This window comes from Bradyrhizobium sp. SZCCHNS3052, assembly GCF_032484495.1.
Lineage (GTDB): Bacteria > Pseudomonadota > Alphaproteobacteria > Rhizobiales > Xanthobacteraceae > Bradyrhizobium.
Genome location: NZ_JAUETB010000002.1, coordinates 660,361 through 684,883, shown reverse-complemented (window position 1 = coordinate 684,883; position 24,523 = coordinate 660,361). Strand labels below are relative to the sequence as shown.

Below are 24,523 nucleotides of genomic sequence, written 5' to 3'. Positions count from 1 at the left end.
GTCCTAACAGCATGACGGTTCGATGGTGCTATTCGAACAGCGGCGCAAGCTCCATCTGCGGCACCAGCACGAGGCCCTTGTCGGTGATACGAATTTCCGGAATGACCGATAGAGGAATCAAATTGAAGCCCATGTAGGGAATGGTGCAGCCGGCTTCCGCCCATTCCTTCTTGAGCAGCTTCACCTCCTCGGCGACCTCGGTGACGCGCTTGTCCGACAACAGGCCGGCGATCGGCAATGGAACCATCGCCCGCACCTTGCCGTCGGCCACGACACAGACGCCGCCCTGCTGCGCGCCGATCGCGGCGACGGCGGCCTGCATGTCGGCCTCGTTGGTGCCGGCGACGATGATGTTGTGGCTGTCATGGCCGACGCTGGAGGCGACGGCGCCGCGCTTGAGGCCAAAATCCTTGAGGAGGCCATGCGCGACATTGCCGGCCGACTTGCCGTGGCGCTCGATCACGGCGACGAAGCAGAGACCGTAGCGCGCAAACAGCGTCTCCCAATCGTTGGCCGGCTCGATCGCGACCTTTTCGTGGATCAGCGTGATGCCGGGCAGCGCCGTCTTGATCGCATTGACGGTGCAGGCCTTGGTGGGCAGCTCCGGCGTCAGCGTCATCTGTCTTGGCAGCTTCACCGTGGCATAGGCGGCCTTCGGGTACTGATAGCGCTGCGACAGCGCCTGATCGAGACGCGGCGTGATCTTGCCTTTGTCCACCACCAGCTCGCCGCCATACCAGGTCGATTGCGGCTTCAGGCCGTCGTCGAGCAGCACCAGATCGGCGCGGCGGCCACCGCCGAGACCGCCGATCTCGCCATCCATCGCAAAGCGCGTCGCGCCGTGCAGCGAGCCCATCGACCACGCCTGCTCCGGCGACATCCCCGCCTTCACCGCCTCGCGCACCACCCAGTCGAGGCCGAACAGCATGAGATCATCGGCATCGCGATCGTCGGTGCACACGGCGGTGCGCTTGTGCGAGGCGCCGAGCTCGGTGACGGTGCGGATCGCCTGCGGCAGGCTGTGCCACGGCGTCGTCGGCGGACCACCGCGCAGAAAAATCCAGACGCCGGCATCGAGCAGGTCGTCGGCGATGTCGCGGTCGATCGCCTCATGCGTATCGGTGACGCCGCTCGCGGCATAGGCCGCGACGAACTCGCGGCCATAGACATGCCCGGACACCGGCCGTCCGCGCTGCAAAGCCGCCGCAAGGATGGCATGGCTGCGCTCGTCGCCCATGCAGACCGGCACGAAATCCATCTTCTCGCCGAGCGCGACCGCCTCCGGCCAGCGATCGAACAGGCCGGCGATCTTGTCCGGCGTGAGATCGCCGCCCGCCGTCTCCAGCGCCGCCGAGGTCGCCGGCACGGTCGAGGGCACGGTGAGGAAGATCGACAGCGGCGCCTGCCGCGCATCCTCCAGCATCGCCTCAACGCCGGCGACGTCCATGACGTTGCCGATCTCGTGGCTGTCGCAGAAGATCGTCGTGGTGCCGTTGAGCAGCGCAGCCTCGGCATAGGCGCAGGCCGTCACCATCGAGGATTCGATGTGGATGTGCGGATCGACGAGGCCGGGCGCGATGATGCCGCCGGCCGCGTCGTAGATCGCGAACCCGCTCGGTATCGCCTTGTGCGCCCCGGCCGGCTTCACCGCCGCGACGCGCCCGCCGGTGATCCACAGCTCGCGGTTCGGGAGAATGCGCTCCGAATAGGTCGACAGCACGCGGGCGCCGGTGATGACGAGATCGGATGCGGCGCGACCCGATGCGACGTCGGCGAGCCGCCGCGTCATGGTGTGCAGGGAGGCGACCGAGAAGCGGGTGAGTTTGGTCATGGCACGAACTCGCTGGACGTGTTGGGCGATGCACGGCGATGGTTGCGCGATGCACGCGTCCCGACAAGCCCAAATAGATCGGCAGCCCTGACCACGGCTTGAGCAGCGGGTGAATAGCCCCCTCCTCCCTCCCCTCGAAATGCCCGTTGTCGTCGGAGACGGACCGCAACATCGGATTGCCCAACGCTCGAGCCGACGACCAAGGGAGCTCGACAGCAACTCAGGCGGTGCCGAAGCGTCCTTATGGACGCTCCTTCATAACGCGGCAATGCTCACTGCTGCTACGGCGCGCAGACGCAGTTGCAGCCTGCTGCCGTGAGCATCATGTGCGGCTTGTTGGGTTTGATGCAATGGTTTTGCGTGAGGACGCAATGAGGTCCCTTCGGGTGCGCACGCTTGACGGCTGTGCAAGTGCCCGGGCCTGGGGCCTGGGCCTGGGCGAATGCTGATTCGGAGGCAAATAACAGGCCCAGGGCCAAGGCACCGATGATCGGAATGCTCCCGCCCCTCCTTCGTCGATGCCACGCAGTCAAGTCGTCGCCGTGGTTGGTTGATCGCGATTTCGTCCGCACATGAGTGACCATATCGAGCTCCCTTCGTTTGCAAGGCCTTCACAATGAGGCCGCGGCTTCAGAACGTTGGCCGGCTTCAGGGCGAACAACATTTGTCATCGCCCGACGCTCCAGTTTTGCGGGACGGTCGGCGCACCGACTCCGCTTAGCTTAGCAAGCGCCGCAACAACTTTAAATTATATCTATCAGCCGAGTATCATAGAGATTGCATGTCGGCAACGAGCAGAAGCGCGAAATCGCTCAACGGCACGCGAGGAAAGGGTTGAGCTGAATTCGGGACAGAAGCCGCCCCGAACGACAAACGAGGGACGAACGAGGGAATCATTCCGGCTAGGGTGCACTCACCCCTCCGCCCGTGCATTGGAGTTAGATGCACCGTCATCGAAACGTTGCACGTTGCCGAAACGTCCTGTTACCGAAACGTTCCGGCCGGTGGCGTCACGCCGCCGAGCGCCGCAGTCAGCTCCGCCGCGATATCCCGCACCATCCCTCCGACCACGGGCACCCGATCCTCCGTCAACCGGCTCGCCAGGCCCGAGACCGAGATGGCGGCCACCGGCTCGCGGCAGGAATCGTGGACGACGGCGGCGATGCAGCGCAGGCCGAGGCGTGCCTCTTCGTCGTCGACGGCGTAGCCCTGGCGGCGGATGGTCTCGAGCTCGCGGAACAGGTCGCTGGCGCGGATGATCGATTTCTCGGTCAGGCGCGGCATGCCCTGGCGGTGGATGATGCCGTTGACGTCGTCATCGGAATAGGTCGCGAGCACCGCCTTGCCCATGCCGGAGGCGACCATGGCGAGGCGGCCCCCGACCTTGGTCAGCGAGCGCATGATCTCGCGGCTGTCCAGCCGCAGCAGAACCATCAGCGATTCATCGTCGACGACGGCGAGATTGGCGGTCTCGCGCGACTGGTCGCGCAGCCTTCGCAGATAGGGAATCGCCAACGCGACGAAATTGCGCCGACGCGTGAAGGTCGCGCCGACGGCAAAGCTCTGCGCGCCGACGTGCCATTTCGATTCCATGCGGTCGAACTGGACGAAGCGGCGCTTCTCGAGCGTGGTCAGCAGGCGATGAACGGTCGAGGTCGAAAGCCCGGCACGGACGGCGAGATCGCTGAGGCGATAACCTTCGTCGTCTTCGGCGAGAATCTCCAGGATCTGGAGCGCGCGGCCGACGGATTGCACGCCGCCGTCGCGGGGTTCGGCCGCAGCATCCGCGCGTGGCTCGATCGTCTTGCGACGGATCACGTGGCGCCTCTCTGCACCGCCCTCACAGGCGGCGCCGTTGCCGGACGGACGGATCTTGCTTCGTCACGCTATCAAAGAAAGTGCCGCCCCGGCGAGACGCCGGAGCGGCATTCGCATCGATTTGACTTAGAGCAGGCCCGCGCCGCGCGCCCACTTGTACTTGGCGCCGAGCACCTCGACCGGCAGCTCGGTCGAATAGGCATAGGCCGGGATGCCGTTCTGGTAGAGATATTCGGCGGCCTCCTCGACCTCGACGTCGCCGGCGAGCGAGGCGACGATCGGCTTGACGAAGCCCTTGGCCTCCATCTCCTTCTTCACCTCGACCATGTTGCGCGCGAACACCATCGGCGGGGTCACGATCGTGTGCCAGTAGCCGAGGATCAGCGCGTGGATGCGCTCGTCCGACAGGCCGAGCTTGACCGTGTTCACATAGGTGATCGGCGGCTCGCCGCCGGTGATGTCGACCGGGTTGCCGGCGGCACCGAACGGCGGGATGAACTTGCGGAAGGCGGCATCGAGATCCGGCGGCATGGTCATCAGCGACAGGCCGTTGTCGACGACGGCATCGGACAGCAGCACGCCCGAGCCGCCGGCGCCGGTGATGATGAGGACGTTCTCACCCTTCGGCGTCGGCAGCACCGGCACGCCACGGGCAAACTCGAGCAGCTGGCGCAGCGAGCGGGCACGGATGACGCCCGACTGCTTCAGCACGTCCTCATAGATCTTGTCGTTGCCGGCGAGCGCGCCGGTGTGCGACGAGGCCGCCTTGGCGCCAGCCGAGGTGCGGCCGGCCTTGAGCACGATGACCGGCTTCTTCTTGGAGACGCGCTTGGCGGCTTCCGCAAAGGCGCGGCCGTCCTTGAGGTCCTCGCAGTGCTGCGCGATCAGGTTGGTGTTGGGGTCCTGCTCGAAGAAGGCGAGCAGATCGTCCTCGTCGATATCGGACTTGTTGCCGAGGCCGACGATGGCAGACACACCCATTTTCGCCGAGCGCGAAAAACCGATGATCGCCATGCCGATGCCGCCCGACTGCGACGACAGCGCCGCGTGGCCCTTGACGTCGTAGGCGGTGCAGAAGGTCGCGCAGAGATTGGCCGGCGTGTAGTAGAAGCCGTAGATGTTCGGCCCCATCAGGCGGACATTGTACTTCTTGCCGATCTCGACGATCTCAGCCTGCAGCTCCGGCTCGTTGGCTTCGGCAAAGCCCGAGGGAATCAGCACCGCGCCGGGGATCTGCTTCTCGCCGCATTCGGTCAGCGCGCCGGCGACGAACTTGGCGGGGATCGCGAACACCGCCGTGTCGATCACGCCGGGCACGTCCTTGACGCTCTTGTAGGCCTTGTAGCCGAGGATCTCGGAGGCCTTCGGGTGGATCGGGTAGATCTGGCCCTTGTAGCCGCCGTTGATCAGGTTCTTCATCACGGAGTTGCCGATCTTGCCGTCCTCGGCGGAGGCGCCGATCACGGCGACCGCCTGGGGCTTCATGATGCGGTTCATCGCGGTGACGATTTCCTCGTTCGAGCGCGGCGCCGGACGGGGCTTGTAGTCGAAATCGACGACGATGCGGACGTCGGCCGCAATCGCGCCGGTCTTGGTCGCGAACACCGGATTGAGGTCGAGCTCGACGATTTCAGGGAAATCGCTGACCAGCTTCGACACCTTGACGATGACGTCCGCCAGCGCCTCGCGGCTCACGGCATCGCCGCCGCGCACGCCCTTCAACATTTCGTGGGCTTGGATGCCGTCGAGCATCGACAGGGCATCGTCCTTGGTCGCGGGGGCGAGGCGGAATGTCACATCCTTCAGCACCTCGACCAGCACGCCGCCGAGGCCGAAGGCCACCAGCTTGCCGAACGAACCGTCGGTGATCGAACCGACGATCACCTCGGTACCGCCGGTCAGCATCTGCTGCACCTGGATGCCTTCGATCTTGGCGTCGGCCTTGTACTTCTTCGCATTCGCGAGAATGGTCTCATACGCTGTCTTCGCATCGTCGGCAGTCTTGACGCCGACAATGACGCCGCCGGCTTCCGTCTTATGCAGAATGTCCGGCGAGACGATCTTCATCACGACCGGAAAACCCATGTCGCCCGCGAGCTTGGCCGCCTCGGCCGCAGACTTCGCCAGGCCCTCCTTCGGCACCGGAATGCCGTAGGCGTCGCACACGATCTTGCCTTCGGGCGCGGTGAGGCTGGTGCGTTTATCCGCCTTCACACGATCGAGAACGTCTCGGATCGTGGCCTTGGCATTCGGGATGGCGTCAGACATCGGGGCTTCCTCCTGGAGATTGCTGGTCGTTTATGGCATTTGGTATGCCAGACGCAAACTTTGTCAAGCGCGACGAAGATGTGGACACGCTGAAAAAGCTCGCAGCTTGACATCCTGGCATCTGGTATGCCAAAAAACTTGGACGCAAAATGCTGTAAACAAGCATCTCCCAAGGAGAGGAGACGGTCTTGTCTACAGAAAAAACGAACAAGGCATTGCCCATCATGGCCGAGGCCGACATCGCGATCGCTCGCATCGCCCCGGAGACGAGCTTCAAGAATAAGGCCTATGAGGCCTTGAAAGAAGCCATTCTGAAGATGGACATCTACGCCTCGCCCGAGCCTGTCATGCTCGACGAGCGCGCTCTCTCCGAGCGCCTCGGTGTCAGCCGCACGCCCATTCGCGAAGCGATCGCGATGCTGGAGCAGGACGGCTTCGTGAAGACCGTGCCGCGCCGTGGCATCGTCGTGGTGCGCCGGACCAAGAGCGAGATCGTCGACATGATCCGCGCCTGGGCGGCGCTTGAGAGCATGGCGGCGCGGCTGATCACGACGATCGCGCGCAAGAAGGACATCTCGGCGCTGCGCGACTACTTCAAGGACTTCGGCAAGGACCGCCCGCCGCAGGAGCACGTCGAGGAGTATTCCAAGGCGAACATCGCGTTTCATCAGGCGCTGATCTCGCTGTCGGAATCGCCCGTGTTGGTCGACATGACCAACGACATCCTGCTGCACGTGCGCGGCTATCGCCAGCTCACGATCGGGCGCACCGATCGTATCGCGGCCTCCCTGCCCGAGCATCTCGCGATCATCGAGGCGCTGGAGGAACGCAACACCGAGCTCGCCGAGAAGCGCGCCCGTGATCACACGCTGGGCCTCGCGACCTATGTCGAGACGCACGGCCAGGAATTATTCAGCTGACAGGTTCAAACAGAAGAAGACGCCGCAAAGCGCCTTCGTAGACGACCAGGGAGAGAGGCGCATGGCGCAGACTGCTGTTAAGACCGAGGCACCCGACACGCACGAGGAGCTCACGGACGGTTTTCATCTCGTCATCGACGCGATGAAGCTGAACGGGATCGACACGATCTACAACGTGCCGGGCATTCCGATCACCGATCTCGGTCGCATGGCGCAGGCTGAAGGCATCCGCGTGCTCTCCTTCCGTCACGAGCAGAACGCCGGCTACGCCGCCGCGATCGCCGGCTTCCTCACCAAGAAGCCGGGCGTCTGCCTCACCGTCTCCGCTCCCGGCTTTCTCAACGGACTCACTGCGCTCGCGCATGCGACGACGAACTGCTTCCCGATGATCCTGGTCTCGGGCTCCTCGGAGCGAGAGATCGTCGACCTTCAGCAGGGCGACTATGAAGAGATGGATCAGCTCGCGATCGCCAAGCCGCTGTGCAAGGCGGCGTTCCGCGTGCTGCACGCCCAGGACATCGGCATCGGCTTCGCCCGCGCGATCCGCGCCGCCGTCTCGGGACGTCCGGGCGGCGTCTATCTCGACCTGCCGGCAAAGCTGTTCGGCCAGGTGATGAACGCGCAAGCCGGCGCGGCCTCACTGGTCAAGGTGATCGATCCGGCCCCGGCGCAGATCCCCTCGCCCGACTCGGTGAAGCGCGCGCTCGATCTGTTGAAGAACGCGAAACGTCCGCTGATCATCCTCGGCAAGGGCGCGGCCTACGCGCAGGCCGACGAGGCGATCAAGACCTTCGTCGAGAAGAGCGGCGTGCCGTTCCTGCCGATGAGCATGGCCAAGGGCCTGCTGCCCGACCTGCATCCGCAGTGCGCCGGCGCGGCGCGCTCGACCGTGCTGAAGGACTCCGACGTCGTCATGCTGATCGGCGCCCGCCTCAACTGGCTGTTGTCGCACGGCAAGGGCAAGAGCTGGGGCGAACAGCCGAAGAAGTTCATCCAGGTCGACATCGAGCCGAAGGAGATGGACTCCAACGTCGAGATCGCGGCCCCCGTGGTCGGCGACATCGGCTCGGTCGTCACGGCTTTCAGCGAGGCGATGGGCAGCAACTGGCCCAAGGCTTCGGTCGAGTGGCTGAGCGCGGTGCAGAAGAAGCGCGAGGACAACGTCGCCAAGATGGCGCCGCGGCTGATGAACAACAACTCACCGATGGACTATCACGGCGCGCTCGGCGTGCTCCGCACCATCATCAAGGAGCGTCCGGACGCGATCCTGGTCAACGAGGGCGCCAACACGCTCGACCTCGCCCGCGGCGTCATCGACATGTACCAGCCGCGCAAGCGCCTCGACGTCGGCACCTGGGGTGTCATGGGCATCGGCATGGGCTCGGCGATCGCCGCCGCCGTCGAGACCGGTAAGCCGGTGCTGGCGATCGAGGGCGACAGCGCCTTCGGCTTCTCCGGCATGGAGGTCGAGACGATCTGTCGCTACAATCTTCCGATCTGCGTCGTTATCTTCAACAACGACGGCATCTATCGCGGCACCGACCAGAACTCGGCGGGCGACGACCCGGCGACCACCGTGTTCGTCAAGGGCGCGCGCTATGACAAGATGATGGAGGCCTTCGGCGGCGTTGGCGTCAACGCGACCTCGCCAGACGAGCTGAAGCGCGCCGTCAACGAAGCGATGGATTCCGGCAAGCCGACCTTGATCAACGCCGTGATCGATCCTGCTGCGGGATCCGAGAGCGGCCGTATCGGCAACCTCAATCCGCAGAGCGTGCTGACGAAGAAGAAGTAAAGGCCACCCGCAAGGACATCAGATGCCCGCTGTCGCGGGATGACCAATCGTTACGGAGAGCAAGACATGACCAAGGCGCTCGAGGGCGTTCGCATTCTCGATTTCACCCACGTCCAGTCCGGACCGACCTGCACGCAGCTGCTGGCCTGGTTCGGCGCCGACGTGATCAAGGTCGAGCGGCCGGGCGTGGGTGACATCACCCGCGGCCAGCTTCAGGACATTCCCAACGTGGACAGCCTCTATTTCACGATGCTGAACCACAACAAGCGGTCGATCACGCTCGACACCAAGAACCCCAAGGGCAAGGAGGTTCTGACCGAGCTGATCAAGAAGTGCGACGTGCTGGTCGAGAATTTCGGCCCCGGCGTGCTCGATCGCATGGGCTTCCCCTGGGAGAAGATCCAGGCGATCAACCCGAAGATGATCGTCGCCTCGATCAAGGGCTTCGGCCCTGGTCCCTACGAGGACTGCAAGGTCTATGAGAACGTCGCGCAGTGCACCGGCGGCGCCGCCTCGACCACCGGCTTCCGTGACGGCCTGCCGCTGGTCACCGGCGCGCAGATCGGCGATTCCGGCACCGGCCTGCACCTGGCGCTCGGCATCGTCACCGCGCTCTATCAGCGCACCCACACCGGCCGTGGCCAGCGCGTCACCGCCGCGATGCAGGACGGCGTCTTGAACCTCTGCCGCGTCAAGCTGCGCGACCAGCAGCGCCTCGAGCACGGCCCGCTGAAGGAATACAGCCAGTTCGGCGAGGGCGTGCCGTTCGGCGACGCCGTGCCGCGCGCCGGCAATGATTCCGGCGGCGGCCAGCCCGGCCGCATCCTGAAGTGCAAGGGCTGGGAAACCGACCCGAACGCCTACATCTACTTCATCACCCAGGCCCCGGTCTGGGAGAAGATCTGCGACGTAATCGGCGAGCCGACCTGGAAGACCGACCCGAACTACGCCAAGCCCGCTGCCCGCCTGCCGCGCCTGAACGAGATCTTCGGCCGCATCGAGCAGTGGACCATGACCAAGACCAAGTTCGAGGCCATGGACATCTTGAACGAGTTCGACATCCCCTGCGGCCCGATCCTGTCGATGAAGGAGATCGCCGAGGACGAGTCGCTGCGCAAGACCGGCACCCTGGTCGAGGTCGACCACCCGACCCGCGGCAAGTATCTCTCGGTCGGCAACCCGATCAAGCTGTCGGACAGCCCGGCCGACGTCACGCGCTCGCCGCTGCTCGGCGAGCACACCGACGAGATCCTGCGCCAGGTGCTGGGCTTCAGCGACCACCAGGTCGCCGAGATCCACGACTCCGGTGCACTCGATCCGCCGCGCAAGGAAGCTGCTGAGTAAGCGGCAACGCAGCACCAAGGCAGGAGCGGCGCGAGCGCCGCAGCACCTACCTCCCACCGACATCAAGCCGCCGGCATCGCCCGGCGGCTTTTTGATTCCCGCCCACCGAGACTTGACGTCTCCTTGGCACGCTTCTGCGAAGGATATCGCCCGCTGCCCTACTTGTCGCGCTGAGATCCACCCAAATCCCAGTCGGGCCGAACCTTTTGGTCTCTTGCGCGGCGATAAGCTGGCACCGGGTCGCGTCACCGCCAGCGCCGATAGTCGCTTGAGAGCTTTCTCGCGCACGCGCGCTGACAAATCAGACTGCGATAAACGTTGGAGTTTCTCGGCTGCCTCGGGCGTACCGATATCATGCAGCGCCCAGATGCACTTGATTGCCAGGGATTCGTTGTCGTTGTAGGCGAGATAATCATGCTTGCGCAACGCCGTCCGATACAGGCAGTCAATGGTGACCGGCAAACGCAAATCTGAGGTTATCGGTCGACCTCTCTGTCAAACTCTCCTCAAGCTCGACGCGAACGATCTCGGGCGTAGTTCGCGGATTTGCGCCGAATTGCGCGATGAAGGATTCCTCCGAGAGGCCTCCTTGCACAAGGTCCCAAATGAGGCGCCTTTTCGGGACGTCCATATCCGGCTCCAACGTCCAACGCTTCCAGTTCGATCGACCAGCTGAGGACAACAATAGTTGTCGATCTTAGCTAGATAAATTTGCAATGTCGACGCGAGCGTCTGGATGACGCCTGTCCCAGTCGTAGAGAATTCGACGGCTTAGGACCCTGGCTGTGTGAAAACGCTGCGCGGCTGTTATGATTCTCCAGTGATTCTTTTGGGGGAATCGATGAGGCGCTTCGTTGAAGAGGCGGATCGTGGGCAATGGACGCTGTTGCCTGAATGCCTCGATGATTTCATTGACGAGAGCAACCCCGTTCGCGTGATCGACGCATTTGTCGAAGCGCTCGATTTGTCTGAGATGGGTTTTGAAGGGGTGGAGCCGACAGCCACCGGTCGGCCGTCGTACCCCCCCTCGGTTCTCCTGAAGCTTTACATCTACGGCTATCTGAACCGGGTGCAGTCGAGCCGGCGGCTCGAACGGGAGGCCGGCCGCAATCTCGAGGTGATGTGGCTGCTGGGTCGGCTCGCGCCTGATCACAAGACCATCGCCGACTTCCGTAAAGACAACGGCCTGGCGCTTCGCATGGTCTGTGCGCGCTTTGTCGAACTCTGCCGTGGGATGGGCCTTCTGGCGACGGCGAGCGTCGCCATCGATGGCAGCAAGTTCAAAGCCGTGAACAACCGAGACAAGAACTTCACACGGGCAAAGGTCCAACGGCGGCGTGCTCAGCTGGAGGAGAGCGTCGCGCGTTATCTGAGCCAACTTGACACGGCCGACCGCCAGGAGCCGACAGAGGCGCTGGCTGCGAAGGTGACGAGACTTGCCGAGAAGCTCACGAAGCTGAAGGAGGAAATGGGCAAGCTTGCCGCGTATGAGAAGCAGATGCTTGCGTCGTCCGATCAGCAAATCTCTCTGACCGATCCCGACAGCCGCTCGATGGCAACGAGCGGCCGCGGCTCCGGCGTTGTCGGCTACAATGTACAGGTCGCCGTGGACACCGAGCACCATCTGATTGTGACGCACGAGGTCACGAACAGCGGTTCAGATCGCGCCCAACTTGCTAACATGGCCAAACAGGCAAAGGCCGTTCTCAAGAGCGAGACGCTCGACGCTGTAGCCGATCGCGGCTACTTCAATAGCCCAGAGATCCTCGCGTGCCACGAGGCCGGAATCACGGTGACGCTGCCCAAGCCGCAGACGTCAAATGCTAAGTCGGAGGGACGCTTCGGTAAGCAGGACTTTGTCTATTTGCCAGAACAGGATGCCTATCGCTGCCCAGCTGGAGAGCGATTACCGTATCGCTATACAAACGAAGAAGACGGCAAGGTGTTGCGGCGCTACTGGACCACAGCCTGTCAAACCTGTTCGCTCAAATCCCAGTGCACGCCGGGGCCGGAGCGGCGGATTACACGGTGGGAGCACGAGCATCTGCTTGAGGCAGTGCAGCAGCGCCTTGACGCAAACCCGGAAGCGATGCGCCAGCGGCGCGAGACGGTCGAACATCCGTTCGGCACGATGAAGGCCCGTATGGGAGCGACGCACTTCCTCACTAAATCGCTCCCAAAAGTAGCCGCCGAGAAGGCCCTATCGGTTCTGGCCTACAACCTCACACGGGTCATGAACATCGTCGGGGTCAAGCCGTTGATCGCGGCAATCACAGCCTGAGAAACGCCCGCGTCCTCGTGGTCAGGACGGACGTCCGCAAGGCCGTTTTTACACGACCAAGACCCGGAGCGGACATCCTGAGGCAGTTGCGCGAGGTTGCCCAGATGAACGCGTACGATCCGAGTTTCACGACGATCTTGGAGATTTCTTCATCCAGATCGAATGGTCGGACATTACGGTCAACGAAACGATTGAAGCGTTGCAGACGATCGGGGCCGACGAGCATGGGCGTTTGCTCGCACCTATAGTCTGAACCCAGATTGTTCATCTGTACTCAGCGCCCCTGAAAAAACCCGTCATTATGGGTACGCCACTTTTTATCCGACAGCCACAAGTAGTCCTGATCAGGCATGAGGGGCACGGCTTTCACGATCTCTCTGGAAATCGGAAGAAAGAAGCTCGACCGATCCTGCGTCACCTTGAGCGATTTGATCGGCACGACGATGCTTTCCTTTCCCGTTGTAAAAAAGCCGCCAGAAGCGACGATCGCGTAATCTCGGCCATCTTTCGTGCCAAAAACGATATTTCTAACCTCGCCTACGATCTTGTCGTCGGAACTGCGGACTTCCGCGCCGATCATTTCGTCCGTCCTCAAGCCGGGGGTGAGTTCATCAATCCTTGAAAGCGGCTTTGCGTCCTTTTTGTCACGACTGCCCAGCGCCGCTCCGCGTTTAGCTCTCGGCTCCCGCGCTGCGTTTTGTTTATCGGCATCTTCCTCGTCATTATCGCCCAACGAGCCCATTGGCGGCCCGGCTATCAATTCACGGATATTTGCTAGAAGACGCTCACAGTCCTCCTGACGCCCGTAGGACCGGAGCGTGAATGCAGCATCCCGCAAACTTCTTAGATCGCGTACCGACTGACTATTGGCGGGACCACGCAGCTTGGGATTCTGTTGTATAGCTTCTTCCAGCTTGGCGTCGGCGATCTCACACTCTGCCTCAGCGCCTGTGGCTCCAATGGCTGCCAGAAAGATGGTCACTATCAGCGCTTGCAACTTCATCATTTTGTTGATCCGATTATCGGTAATATTCTTATGCGCTCAGTTCTCGAATCTGTTCAACAGTCTTGCGAACCGGATCGACGGAATGGCTCAAGCTTTCGCGATGATTGAGCTTAGCGGCACATCCAGCGAGTAGATCAAGCCGGCTGGCTCGTAAGAAAGCTGCACCTGGCCATGGAGCTGCTGACCGAGGGATTGCATCATGCGCGTCCCAAAGCTGCTGCGCGTGGGCGGCCGAACGGGCGGACCTCCTCGTTCCGTCCAAGTCAGGCAAAGCCGCTGCTTTTCCTCATCTATCTTCCAGGCGACCTCCACGCTGCCAGCGGAGGTCGACAGTGCGCCAAATTTTATGGTGTTGGTGCAAAGTTCATTGAGCGTCATTGCGAGGGCAATAACGGCACTTGAGGCCACCTTGATATCTGGCCCATTGAAATGGAAACGTCTGTTTCCTTGACTGTCAAAGGGCTCGGTTGCGCCGCTCACGGTGCGGGTAAGGCTGGCATTCGACCAACTGACTTGCATCAGCAAATCATGGGCGCGCGATAGCGCCAGCAACCGGCCTTCCATAGCCTTCTGCCCGTGCTCGATACTGGTTGTGGTCCGAAAGCTTTGCGACGCGATGGCACTGACGGTTGCGAGGTTGTTCTTTATGCGATGATGGAGTTCGCCCACGATCAGCTTCTGCAACTTGTCTGCTGCATCGCGCTGCTCTGCGTCGATAGAAGACTGCATGAGCAAGGCCTTGGCATCGATGTTGGCCTGCTCAAGTAATAAGCGAAGGCTATCATTCTCTGCGGAGAGCGCGGCCTCTTGTGCGGATATTCGCTTAAGTTCGATTGCTTCCGGGCTGTAACCGTTCTTATCTGTCGGCAACAGGGACGCGTCTGGAATCGTCGTCAGTGCGCCCGCACCGACCATCGCCTGCAGTTCGGTGATCATCTGGCCATTGCTTAGCGGCTTGCCAAAGAAGCGGCTGTCCTGAGGCCTATCTGCGTCGGAAGGCTCAACTTGGCCGGAAACCAAAATGATCTTGATGGCCGGCCAGCGGTCGTGGACCGCGTGAGCAAGCTTGAGCCCATCCATGCTGCCGGGCATCTGAATATCGGTAAAGAGGAGCGATATGTCAGAGCGTGATTCGAGAATAGAGAGCGCCTCGTCGGCATCGACGGCCTGCACAGGAGAGAACCCGGCATCTTCCACAATATCCACCGCCCGCATACGCAGCATCATTTCGTCCTCGACAACGAGGACTTTTGGTACTTCAGGTAAATCGGAGGTCATGCAAACCCTGGAAAAGAGGAGGATAAGTGCGTTTCACGGCGTCGCCATGATTCGCGTCGGCCGGGCCGACACTTCTGCGAAGCCCAGTTCGCAAGCTGGCACTTTTCTGGCCATTGTCTTCAGGCGCGGGGCGAACCATCGTATGCTGGACGATGATAGCTTTCGGCGCCTTAGCGGCCGGCCGTTACCAGACGAGCTTGCACGATTGTTTGGCTTGAACTCGTATTTTGCAGACAGGATGTAGTGAAGTGAGGCCACGTCTGCGCTGAGCAGTTTGCGGACGCCGTTCTCACTGCCAGCCGGTCTCCCTTGGCTAACGCGGCGACCTCGCTCGCTTCGAGCTTTGGTGCAAAGCCAAGCAAGGCAACTGTCAGCGCTCCCAGAAGCGCGAAAATGCCGAGGGCTGTGAATGATCTTTTCATTGTGGTTTGCTGCCCCAGGTCGTCTCGATCTATCCACTCCGGAGATCATGGATGACAACAGCCATAACGAGAAATTGTTCCAGTTCCGCAATCCTCGCGTCGACGACTGGATTGCCTATAATTTGCCGATTGGCGCGCGTGAGGCCGTCAATTGGGGAGGCCCGGAGTCGCGGACGCGGTGCTCACTTCCGAAAAGCCCCTCGGCGTGGCAGAACAGATGCGAAGGGCGGCTAAAGCTAGCAACGCGGACGAGGCGATTGCCATCCTAGAAACGCGCCCGGATATTCATGTCGTCTTTACCGATATCCAGATGGCCGGATCGATGGATGGGCTCAAGCTCGCGCACTTTGTGCGTGGTCGCTGGCCCGATCAAGATCATCGCGACTTCAGGACATCATGCGTTCAAAGAAGCCGATTACCGGAGGGAAGCAGATTTCTGCCTAAGCCTTATGGCTCTGACAGCATCTCCTCGATACTCCGGGAGCTAACCTCTCAAGCTTTGTAGTTTCCATTTAAGGAATTGTCTTGTTCCAGAGTCGAGTTGTGTATTTGGAACACGCTACGCTCGGAGCTCTGCACCGGCGCTCCCAATTCACCGCGCAACCAGCCCTCTACCGTTCGAGATTTCATTGGATCGACGAATCCGATTACCCGCTGATGAATTTCCTCACACGCGGGGCATTTGAACGTTCGGATACCAAGACCAGACGAACCGGGCGTGATACGCGCCAAGATTGTGGGTCTCCGGCACTTAGGACATGGTGGCTCGTAAAACAGGCTCATGACGTACTCCCTCGCATCAGACGTGAACGCGATGCTCCCAGTCACCGGATAGATGCCCGCGACTGACCGGTGGGAATAGCTTTTACCCTCGCACTCCAACATGCTGATCAATACAGATCACCTCTCAGAAAAGTTAACCGGTGGAAATCCGCCAAGAGGGGGACAAACGGCCAGCCGCGCGATCACCGCCTACGGCTGACGATCGGGCCTGTATCGGCATGTCCGGTATTAGGGACGCAGCGGACGTGACACAGTCGCCGGAGGTTCGACCGCTTGTGACCGATCTGAGACATTTCGCTAGCATCCCACATTGTAGTAGCGAAGGCCCATTCCAGAGTTCTGCTTTGAACCGACACGATGGTCTTCCCTCAGCTTGAGGGCAGGCATGAGGCTGCGAAAATTCCCGATCCCATACCTGGAGGCGGGGCGTTGGCCCGGGTTCTCATCGTAGGCGTTTGACTCAAATCAAATAGAACCCGCCTTAGGCTCATAGGGTTTTGCATGGTGGGCTGTCGCGAGGTTCTTTCCAAAACTCTATCGGTGAAGAGTTCATGTCCAGGCGCGTACCTCCTGTCGAAAACCGTGGTCGATCCATTCGGTTCTGGTTGGGGTTGCTCCTCGTGGTCTGCACGGTTCCGGCAATGCTGGTCGCCGGCTACCTGATCACCGACTCGTATATTGCGGCACGCGACAATGCAGAACGCAATACCGTGGCCACAACACGCGCGCTGATGCAGGCGGTCGACCGCGAGCTGCTCAGCGTCCAGTCGAGCTTGCGGGTGCTTGCAAAGTCACCCTACCTGCAGTCCGGTGATCTTGCCGCCTTTCACGAGCACTCGCGCGAACTGCTGCAGTGGCTGACAGGCAATGTAATTGTCATCGCGGACGCGGCCGGACAACTCCTGGTCAGCACGATGGTCCCCTACGGTCAGCCGTTGCCCAGAACCAGCATCCCAGGCCTGGTCCGCACCATCTTCGAGTCCGGCCGACCTGCGATTTCCGATTTTTATATCGGAGCCACATCGAGACAGCCTCAAATCGCCGTCGGTGTGCCCGTGTTTCGGGACGGGAAGGGGTCGCGTATGCGCTTGTGATGGGCATTCTTCCCGCGAATGTTGCCGTAATCTTGGAGCGGCAGAAGATACCGGAGGGCTGGATCGTGGCGATCCTCGACACCGGCGGGACTATCGTCGCCCGGACCAAAGATCCGGAACTGTTCATCGGCCAGCAGGGAACGCCTGAATTCCAACGCCAGACGTCGAGGGCGCAGGAGGGCATCTACGAGACCCCGACGCTGGAAGGTATCGCAGTCATCGGCGGATACCACCGGTCGTCGATCACGGGCTGGATGATCGCATTCGGCGTTCCCAAGAGCGTCTATACGACGAATCTGCGATGGGCACTGATGATCCAGAGCGCTACCGCGGTCCTCGTGCTGTTGCTCGGTGCGTTGTTGGCGGCAAGTATCAGCAGGCGAATCGTCCGCTCGATCCGCGCGATGACGACCCCGGCGCTTGCGCTGGGACTGTCCAGGAAGATTGATGTCCCGACGGTCGAAATTCGGGAGGTGAACGAGCTAGGTCACGCTCTGACAACGGCTTCCCAATTGATCAACCAGCGCGAGGTCGAGCGCGACGAGGCGCAGCACCAAAAAGCGCAAATCGAGGAGTCGCTCCGGCGATCACAGAAGCTGGAAGCGATTGGCCAGATGGCCGCCACCATCGCCCACGATTTCGGAAATCTGCTCACCCCGATCCTAGGAAACTTGGATATGCTCGAGGAGCGGATCGATGATCCCCGCTCGCGATTGCGTATCAATAATGCCCTGGCTAGTGCCAAACGGGGCCAGCAGCTCGTCCGCTCCCTTATGGCCTTCGCACGCCAAGAGCCGTCGGCAGTGACGATCATCGACATCAATCAGGCGATCCTTGCCATGGAGGGAGTGCTGGAGCAGTCGCTGGGCACAATCGGCAAGCTGATCTTCAACCTCGCATCGGAGGCTTGGCCCGTACGCGGCGACGCAACCCAACTGGAGATGGCGATCATCAACCTGGTCGTCAATGCGCGCGATGCCATGACCGCGGAAGGCACCGTGCAAATATCGACGATGAATAGGACGCTGCACAGCGAGCACGACAATCTCTCGGGCGATTACGTGGCAGTCGCGGTTTCCGACACGGGCTCGGGCATGCCGCCTGAAATCCTCGCGGTTGCATTCGAGCCCTTGTTCACGACCAAAGAGCCGGGCAAAGGCACCGGGCTCGGTCTCGCCAGCGTTTATAGATTTGCCAAACAATGCGGCGGTGTCGCGGTGATCGAGAGTGAGCTCCGCAAGGGAACCACGGTCACGATCTATCTGCCGCGTGCGCGCAACGACGCAACGACTGATAGCGGTGACTCTCGGCTCGGCCGGGCCGCCGACCTGGGCGACGTGAAGTGACGTGCTTGGCCCATTTCGGGCCCAGAGGTCATTGATTGCGACGGTGTCGTTGAGAGCCACAGCAGACATCTGCCGAAGATGCGACAGCCTCTTCGTATCCGGCGGCCGGCCAGGCCGCATCCCGCAAGGGGTGGGAGGACTCGTAGTGGTCAAAGCAAGTTGATCCGATCTGCTTCATCCCCCGACATCCACGCCGCCATGCGCATGCTCTGGTAACATGAGTTCGCCCGGCGAATCGTGGTCACAACCGTCCTACAACGTGCCAGGTTGCGATGGCCGTCCTCCAGCTCTTTCGAGGTTGAACGCTTACCTGCCGAAAATTCCGCCCACCACGCGGTGCATCGCACCGCCGATCGCGCCGATGGGACCTCCGACATTGCGCTGATGTCGCGCGCGTCCCGTGCTGCGACGGGCTTGGCGGTCGGATTTGGCAGCCTCGGCGGCCGCGTCCATCAGGACCTTGTGCTGGGCGGCATTGAGGAAGCCGGTCGTGGGGTAGCCGCGCTCCTCCTGCCAATGGGCGAGGGCGGCGCGGGTCTGTTCGTCGAACGTCCCGTTGATCTTGGTGCCGAACCCGAGCCTGGTCAGCCCTCGTTGCACCGCGCGACGCTTCGCCTTGGTGAGGCCGATCTGGTTCTCGGCCTGCTGATTGGCGTCCTGGGCAGCGATCACGGTATCGGCGGGTGCCGACGCTTCACGAGGTGTGCTGCTCAGACCAGCGTGAGCGACCTGCGCGCTTCCGGCGATCGCTAGGAGGGACAGTGCCAGGATCAAGGCGCGCATGGCCTTTCCTTCGCCGATGATACGTTTCTAGAAGAGATACAGCGCGCCGAACTGAACGATCAACATCCGGTCATGCCGCTCCGTGCGATTGCAGGGTAACTGCGGCCCGGGCGGCACGGTTCCCTGGCCCCGCGCCATTGTTCCCTCGCGTTGCACGCGGAGCACGCGATCAGAGCGCACCTGGGAGGTGTCCAGCAGTGGCCGCGATCCCCGGATCGTCGTGGGCGAGCCAGCCGCGGCAGGCAAGCCGTCGCATAGCCGCGAATGCGTATCTAATTACCCTTCAACTGCTCAGAGCTCCCCATTGGGCGGCTCTTTCTGCATGCGAAGTCAAATTTCGATTGAAAATCCAAATCGTCACATTCCTGCTGCATCGCAAAACGCTCATACCGCCATGCAATATAATCCGTTGTATCTGGCATCTGGTATACGTAAATTCTCCTCAGTCAGAACGTCATACCGCCTCACTGAAGGAGACAAACCATGGCCAAGACCGTCGCCCTCCCCCTCGTCCAGCCCGTGTCGCTGTTCGGCCGCCTGCTGGCGACCCTCGACCGCGTGCTGATGACCAGCGCCCGCGCCGCCAACCGCAACGGCGACCTGCCCTATTTCGGCCTCTGAGGCTCGGCGCGCTTCGCGCGCGCAGGCAACCCTCGAAGCCCAACCAAGAGCCCCGGATCTCCGGGGCTTTTGCTTTTGCGACCCCCACGCGACCTGCGACATATTGGCCCCGTGGGCGTCCCACCCGATCTCCTCAATTGCGGTCGGTCACCTCTTCATACCAAAATCAAATCGGTCGATTTGCTGCGGATGCTCCTCTTGCTGCCTGATCCCGGCTGCCAACACAACTTTTGGCTGCATGGGCATGGCAAGGAAGTCCGGGGCTGGCGACGGCCTGAAGCTGGTCACGGTGGGGATGACACCGGCGGGCTCGACAGGTCGGTGGTTCGATTGGGCACAGCGGCCGGAAGAAGCCGTGCGCTCTCGGGAATGAAGGGGAGAAAGCGTCGATGAAGCGTTCCGTGCGCGTGGCCGTTATGGCTGGCATCGCCCTGATGGCAGGGCATATCCCGGCTCTGGCGGGATGGGAGCCTGTCCGGCCGGTCGAGTTCATCGTTCCGGCTGGCACCGGCGGCGGTGCCGATCAGATGGCCCGGACGATCCAGGGCATCGTCACCAAGCACAACCTGATGAAGCAGCCGCTGGTCGTGATCAACAAGTCCGGTGGCGCCGGCGGCGAAGGCTTCCTCGACGTCAAGGCGTCGGCCGGCAATCCCCACAAGATCATCATCACGCTGTCGAACCTGTTCACGACGCCGCTCGCGACCGGCATTCCGTTCAACTGGAAGGACCTCACTCCCGTCGCGATGCTGGCGCTCGACGAGTTCGTGCTCTGGGTCAATGCCGAGAAGCCCTACACCACCGCCAAGGACTACGTCGATGCGGTCAAGCAGGCCGGCGGCACCCTCAAGATGGGCGGCACCGGCTCGAAGCAGGAAGACCAGATCATCACGGTAGCCATGGAGAAGGCGACCGGCGCGAAGTTCACCTACATCCCCTACAAGGGCGGCGGCGAAGTGGCCGTGCAACTGGTGGGCAACCACATCGATTCCACCGTCAACAATCCGATCGAGGCGGTGGCGCAGTGGCGCGGCGGCAAGGTCAGGCCGCTCTGCGTGTTCGACGACAAGCCGATGGGCTTTGACGAGCCGATCACCGACGGCAAGGCCTGGAAGGACATCCCGACCTGCAAGTCTCAGGGGCTCGACATCGAATATCTGATGCTGCGCGGCATCTTCATGTCGCCACGGGCCACCAAGGACCAGATCGAATACTACGTCGACCTGTTCAAGAAGGTGCGAGAGACGCCGGAATGGCAGGACTTCATGAAGACCGGCGCCTTCAACACCACCTTCATGACCGGTGCGGACTACGCGAAGTGGGTCGAGACCGAAGAGAAGCGGCACGAGCTCCTGATGAAGGAAGCCGGCTTCCTGGCCTCGAACTGAGCGGCTCGCATGAGAAGTCACGGTGGATCGGCCGGCCCCAGCCATAAGGCGGTCGAGGCCGGCGTCACGCTCGCCATCGCGCTGTTCGGGATCATCGTGATCATCGGCAGCGTGAAGGCTGGGATCAATTGGGGCGCCGAGGGACCGCGGGCGGGGTTCTTCCCGTTCTACGTCGGCCTGCTCATCGTCGCGGCCAGCGCGATGAATGTCCGCAACACGCTGCGCGAGAACGACGGCCGTGTCTTCGCCGAATGGGGCCAGCTCCGCCAGGTCATGAGCGTGGTGGTGCCGACGGCGATCTATGTCGGCGCCCTTCCCTTCATTGGCCTCTACCTCGCGTCCATGATCTTCATCGCCTGGTTCATGCGGTGGCTCGGCAAATATGGCTGGCTCACGGTGGCAGCGGTCGCGGTCGGCACGCCGGTCGTGACCTATCTGATCTTCGAGCGCTGGTTCATGGTCCCCCTCCCCAAGGGGCCGATCGAGGATTGGCTCGGGCTCTAACAAGAAAACTCATCCGCTGAGGGTTGCAGGACCAAGCTGGTATGGAAGAACTCGCCAATCTGTTTCACGGCTTCGCAGTCGCCCTCCAACCGTTCAACATCATGGTGATGATCCTCGGCATCGTGCTCGGGGTGATCATCGGCGTGCTGCCGGGACTGGGCGGCGCCAACGGCGTCGCGATCCTGCTGCCGCTGACCTTCAGCATGCCGCCGACCTCGGCGATCATCATGCTGTCCTGCATCTATTGGGGCGCGCTGTTCGGCGGCGCCATCACCTCGATCCTGTTCAACATCCCCGGCGAACCATGGTCGGTCGCCACCACCTTCGACGGCTACCCGATGGCGCAGCAGGGCAAGGCGGGCGAGGCGCTCACGGCAGCGTTCACCTCGTCCTTCGTCGGCGCGCTGTTCGCGGTCATCATGATCACGCTGATCGCGCCGCTGGTCGCTGGCTTCGCGCTTCAGTTCGGCCCGGCCGAGAAATTCGCCGTCTATTTTCTCGCCTTCTGCAGCTTCGTCGGCCTGAGCAAGGAGCCACCCTTCAAGACGATTGCGGCGATGATGATCGGCTTCGCACTCGCGGCTGTCGGCCTGGATTCCATCACCGGCCAGCTCCGCCTCACCTTCGGCGTCACTGAACTGCTCAACGGCTTCGACTTCCTGATCGCCGTGATCGGGCTGTTCGGCATCGGCGAGATCCTGCTCACGATGGAGGAAGGCCTGAGTTTCCGCGGCGGCAATGCGCAGATCAATCTGCGTGTCGTGCTGCACACCTGGAAGGAGATGCCGGCCTATTGGGTCACGTCGCTGCGCTCCTGCCTGATCGGCTGCTGGATGGGCATCACCCCCGCCGGCGCCACGCCGGCCTCGTTCATGAGCTACGGCATCGCCAAGCGCCTTTCCAAGCGCGGCAAGAATTTCGGCCATGGCGAGATCGAAGGCGTCGTCGCTCCGGAGACGGCAGCCCATGCGGCAGGCACGGCGGCGCTGCTGCCGATGCTGTCGCTCGGCGTGCCCGGCTCCCCCACGGCGGCGGTGCTGCTCGGCGGCCTCTTGATCTGGGGCCTGCAGCCCGGCCCGATGCTGTTCGTCGAGCAGAAGGAATTCGTCTGGGGCCTGATCGCCTCGATGTATCTCGGCAACCTCGCCGGCCTGCTCGTCGTGCTGACCTGCGTTCCGGTCTTCGCGGCGATCCTGCGCATTCCCTTCAGCATCATCGCACCGCTCATCCTCGTGCTCTGTGCCATCGGCGCCTATTCGGTGCACTCGAGCACGTTCGACGTGGTGCTGATGCTGGTGTTCGGCGTGCTCGGCTATCTGTTCAAGAAGTGCGGCTATCCGCTCGCGCCGCTGGTGCTCGCCATCGTGCTCGGCGACAAGGCCGAGGAGGCCTTCCGGCAGTCACTGCTGGGATCCCAGGGATCGCTCGCGATCTTCTTCTCCAACGGGCTGGTCGGCACCATCATGGCACTCGGGTTGATCGCGCTGTTCTGGTCGGCGATCCAGCAGGGCTACAACCGGTTGCGGGCGCTCGCCACATAAACTCGCCCTTGCTCCGATAGTTGAACTACAAATATCCTCTGCTGCGTCGTATTGTCGCTGCAACGATTTGCCTTGCTTCTGCAGGCTTTTTTCATCGATCGCTGGCCTAGCAGCGGGCACGGGCTCGATGAATCCGCTTGTTTATTGGCATATCATATACCAAACTCCGCATAGCTGTTAGGACAAGAATAGACAGCCTGGAGGAAACATGACGGACTTGGCTCACGCGGGGGCGCCCGCATCTGCAAGAGTAAGCGACGCCTATCGCTGGACGCAGCTCGCGGTTGGCGTCCTGGCGATGGTGATGATCGCCAACTATCAATATGGCTGGACCTTCTTCGTCCCAGATATCGCCAAGACCTTCGGCTGGGATCGCGCGTCGATCCAGTGGGCCTTCACCCTGTTCGTGCTGTTCGAAACCTGGCTCGTGCCGGTCGAGGGCTGGTTCGTCGACAAATACGGCCCGCGCATCGTCGTGCTCGTCGGCGGCGTGCTCTGCGCGATCGGCTGGATGATCAACGCCTACGCCACCTCGCTCAACGGCTACTATCTCGGCATGATCATCGCGGGCATCGGCGCCGGCGGCGTCTACGGCACCTGCGTCGGCAACGCGCTGAAATGGTTTCCCGACAAGCGCGGCCTCGCGGCCGGCATCACCGCGGCCGGCTTCGGCGCCGGCTCGGCGCTCACCGTCGCGCCGATCCAGGCCATGATCCGCGACTCCGGCTTCCAGACCACCTTCCTGTATTTCGGTCTCGGCCAGGGCATCATCATCGTCATCCTCGCCTTCTTCCTGTTCGCGCCCAAGGAAGGCCAGGTGCCCGCGGTCACTCAGAACACCAACCTCGTCCAGAGCCGCCGCAACTACAACCCGACCGAAGTGATCCGTCAGCCGATCTTCTGGCTGATGTACTTCATGTTCGTGATCGTCGGCGCCGGCGGCCTGATGGTGACGGCCAACCTCAAGCCGATCGCCGGCGACTGGAAGGTCGACAACATTCCGGTGACGCTGATCGGCATGACCATGACGGCGGTGACGTTCGCAGCGACCATCGACCGCGTTCTGAACGGCCTGACGCGTCCGTTCTTCGGCTGGATCTCGGACATGATCGGCCGCGAGAACACGATGTTCATCGCCTTCGGCATGGAAGGCATCGGCATCTGGGCGCTGTACATGCTCGGCCACGATCCGGTGTGGTTCGTGATCCTGTCCGGCTTCGTGTTCTTCGCCTGGGGCGAGATCTACTCGCTGTTCCCCTCAACCTGCACCGACACGTTCGGCACCAAGTTCGCCACCACCAATGCCGGCCTGCTGTACACAGCCAAGGGCACGGCAGCGCTGCTGGTGCCGATCGCGAACTACATGCAGCAGTCATCAGGCAATTGGGACCGCGTCTTCATCATCGCGGCCGGCGCCAACATCCTGGCATCGATCCTCGCGATCGCGGTGCTCAAGCCCTGGCGGAGGGTCGTGGTGCAGAAATCGACGCTCTGACGCGC

Annotated in this window: 18 protein-coding genes; 11 read left to right on the top strand and 7 right to left on the bottom strand. The window is 62.0% G+C overall.

Translation table 11 applies throughout. The features are described 5' to 3' along the window. Positions 1 to 28 precede the first annotated feature (28 nt). The 3 genes from QX073_RS11270 to QX073_RS11260 all read right to left on the bottom strand — a co-directional run bounded on the left by QX073_RS11270 (position 29) and on the right by QX073_RS11260 (position 5,917). Complete coding sequence (locus QX073_RS11270) at positions 29 to 1,831, bottom strand: adenine deaminase (protein ID WP_316225755.1); 1,803 nt, start codon at positions 1,829 to 1,831, stop codon at positions 29 to 31. Between the two features lie 984 nt (positions 1,832 to 2,815). Beyond that, on the bottom strand, positions 2,816 to 3,649 hold the full coding sequence (locus tag QX073_RS11265) for an IclR family transcriptional regulator (protein ID WP_315754564.1): 834 nt from the start codon (positions 3,647 to 3,649) through the stop codon (positions 2,816 to 2,818). 126 nt (positions 3,650 to 3,775) lie between these two features. Continuing rightward, positions 3,776 to 5,917: an acetate--CoA ligase family protein gene (locus QX073_RS11260; protein ID WP_315754566.1), complete on the bottom strand. Its 2,142-nt coding sequence runs from the start codon at positions 5,915 to 5,917 to the stop codon at positions 3,776 to 3,778. Between the two features lie 188 nt (positions 5,918 to 6,105). On the opposite strand from QX073_RS11260, the gene QX073_RS11255 reads away from it, so the two are divergent. The 4 genes from QX073_RS11255 (at position 6,106) to QX073_RS11240 (ending at position 12,257) form a co-directional block, all read left to right on the top strand. Continuing rightward, complete coding sequence (locus QX073_RS11255; protein ID WP_315718407.1) at positions 6,106 to 6,837, top strand: GntR family transcriptional regulator; 732 nt, start codon at positions 6,106 to 6,108, stop codon at positions 6,835 to 6,837. A gap of 61 nt (positions 6,838 to 6,898) precedes the next feature. Then, entirely contained in the window at positions 6,899 to 8,632 is a 1,734-nt protein-coding gene (oxc, locus tag QX073_RS11250; RefSeq protein ID WP_315754568.1) for an oxalyl-CoA decarboxylase, read from the top strand. A 66-nt stretch (positions 8,633 to 8,698) separates the two neighbouring features. Next, a complete protein-coding gene (gene frc, locus QX073_RS11245) occupies positions 8,699 to 9,976 on the top strand; it encodes a formyl-CoA transferase (RefSeq protein ID WP_315718405.1) in 1,278 nt (425 codons plus the stop codon). Positions 9,977 to 10,817: 841 nt separating this feature from the next. Then, positions 10,818 to 12,257, top strand: coding sequence for an IS1182 family transposase (locus QX073_RS11240; RefSeq protein ID WP_316225792.1), 1,440 nt, complete (start codon positions 10,818 to 10,820; stop codon positions 12,255 to 12,257). Here QX073_RS11240 and QX073_RS11235 read toward each other — a convergent pair. From QX073_RS11235 to QX073_RS11225, 3 genes are all read right to left on the bottom strand, one after another. Continuing rightward, positions 12,247 to 12,525 (bottom strand): hypothetical protein, encoded by a 279-nt coding sequence (locus tag QX073_RS11235; protein ID WP_316159569.1) that lies wholly within the window; start codon positions 12,523 to 12,525, stop codon positions 12,247 to 12,249. The genes QX073_RS11240 and QX073_RS11235 overlap by 11 nt on opposite strands. A gap of 6 nt (positions 12,526 to 12,531) precedes the next feature. Further along, positions 12,532 to 13,260, bottom strand: a complete 729-nt coding sequence (locus QX073_RS11230; RefSeq protein WP_316225791.1) for a PRC-barrel domain-containing protein — start codon at positions 13,258 to 13,260, stop codon at positions 12,532 to 12,534. Between the two features lie 90 nt (positions 13,261 to 13,350). Next, on the bottom strand, positions 13,351 to 14,541 hold the full coding sequence (locus QX073_RS11225; protein ID WP_316187447.1) for an HWE histidine kinase domain-containing protein: 1,191 nt from the start codon (positions 14,539 to 14,541) through the stop codon (positions 13,351 to 13,353). Positions 14,542 to 16,387: 1,846 nt separating this feature from the next. Here QX073_RS11225 and QX073_RS11220 point away from each other — a divergent pair. Together QX073_RS11220 and QX073_RS11215 are read left to right on the top strand one after the other, a co-directional pair. Next, positions 16,388 to 16,840, top strand: a complete 453-nt coding sequence (locus QX073_RS11220) for a PDC sensor domain-containing protein (RefSeq protein ID WP_316225754.1) — start codon at positions 16,388 to 16,390, stop codon at positions 16,838 to 16,840. Further along, the gene (locus QX073_RS11215) at positions 16,840 to 18,186 is read left to right on the top strand and encodes an ATP-binding protein (RefSeq protein WP_316225753.1); all 1,347 of its coding nucleotides are present in this window, start codon (positions 16,840 to 16,842) and stop codon (positions 18,184 to 18,186) included. Before QX073_RS11220 ends, QX073_RS11215 begins: the two co-directional genes overlap by 1 nt. A 306-nt stretch (positions 18,187 to 18,492) precedes the next feature. Here the strand turns inward: QX073_RS11215 and QX073_RS11210 are convergent, their stop codons facing one another. Next, complete coding sequence (locus tag QX073_RS11210; protein ID WP_315753028.1) at positions 18,493 to 18,969, bottom strand: peptidoglycan-binding domain-containing protein; 477 nt, start codon at positions 18,967 to 18,969, stop codon at positions 18,493 to 18,495. Positions 18,970 to 19,452: 483 nt separating this feature from the next. Here QX073_RS11210 and QX073_RS11205 point away from each other — a divergent pair, with 483 nt between their 5' ends. The 5 genes from QX073_RS11205 to oxlT all read left to right on the top strand — a co-directional run bounded on the left by QX073_RS11205 (position 19,453) and on the right by oxlT (position 24,518). Beyond that, positions 19,453 to 19,590, top strand: coding sequence for a hypothetical protein (locus QX073_RS11205; protein WP_315716173.1), 138 nt, complete (start codon positions 19,453 to 19,455; stop codon positions 19,588 to 19,590). Between the two features lie 389 nt (positions 19,591 to 19,979). Next, positions 19,980 to 20,978: a tripartite tricarboxylate transporter substrate binding protein gene (locus QX073_RS11200; protein ID WP_315716172.1), complete on the top strand. Its 999-nt coding sequence runs from the start codon at positions 19,980 to 19,982 to the stop codon at positions 20,976 to 20,978. 9 nt (positions 20,979 to 20,987) lie between these two features. Further along, positions 20,988 to 21,482 (top strand): tripartite tricarboxylate transporter TctB family protein, encoded by a 495-nt coding sequence (locus tag QX073_RS11195; protein WP_316194739.1) that lies wholly within the window; start codon positions 20,988 to 20,990, stop codon positions 21,480 to 21,482. Positions 21,483 to 21,523: 41 nt separating this feature from the next. Further along, positions 21,524 to 23,023, top strand: coding sequence for a tripartite tricarboxylate transporter permease (locus QX073_RS11190; protein ID WP_315753031.1), 1,500 nt, complete (start codon positions 21,524 to 21,526; stop codon positions 23,021 to 23,023). 208 nt (positions 23,024 to 23,231) lie between these two features. Beyond that, positions 23,232 to 24,518 (top strand): oxalate/formate MFS antiporter, encoded by a 1,287-nt coding sequence (gene oxlT, locus QX073_RS11185; protein WP_315716169.1) that lies wholly within the window; start codon positions 23,232 to 23,234, stop codon positions 24,516 to 24,518. The last annotated feature ends 5 nt before the right edge of the window (positions 24,519 to 24,523 follow it).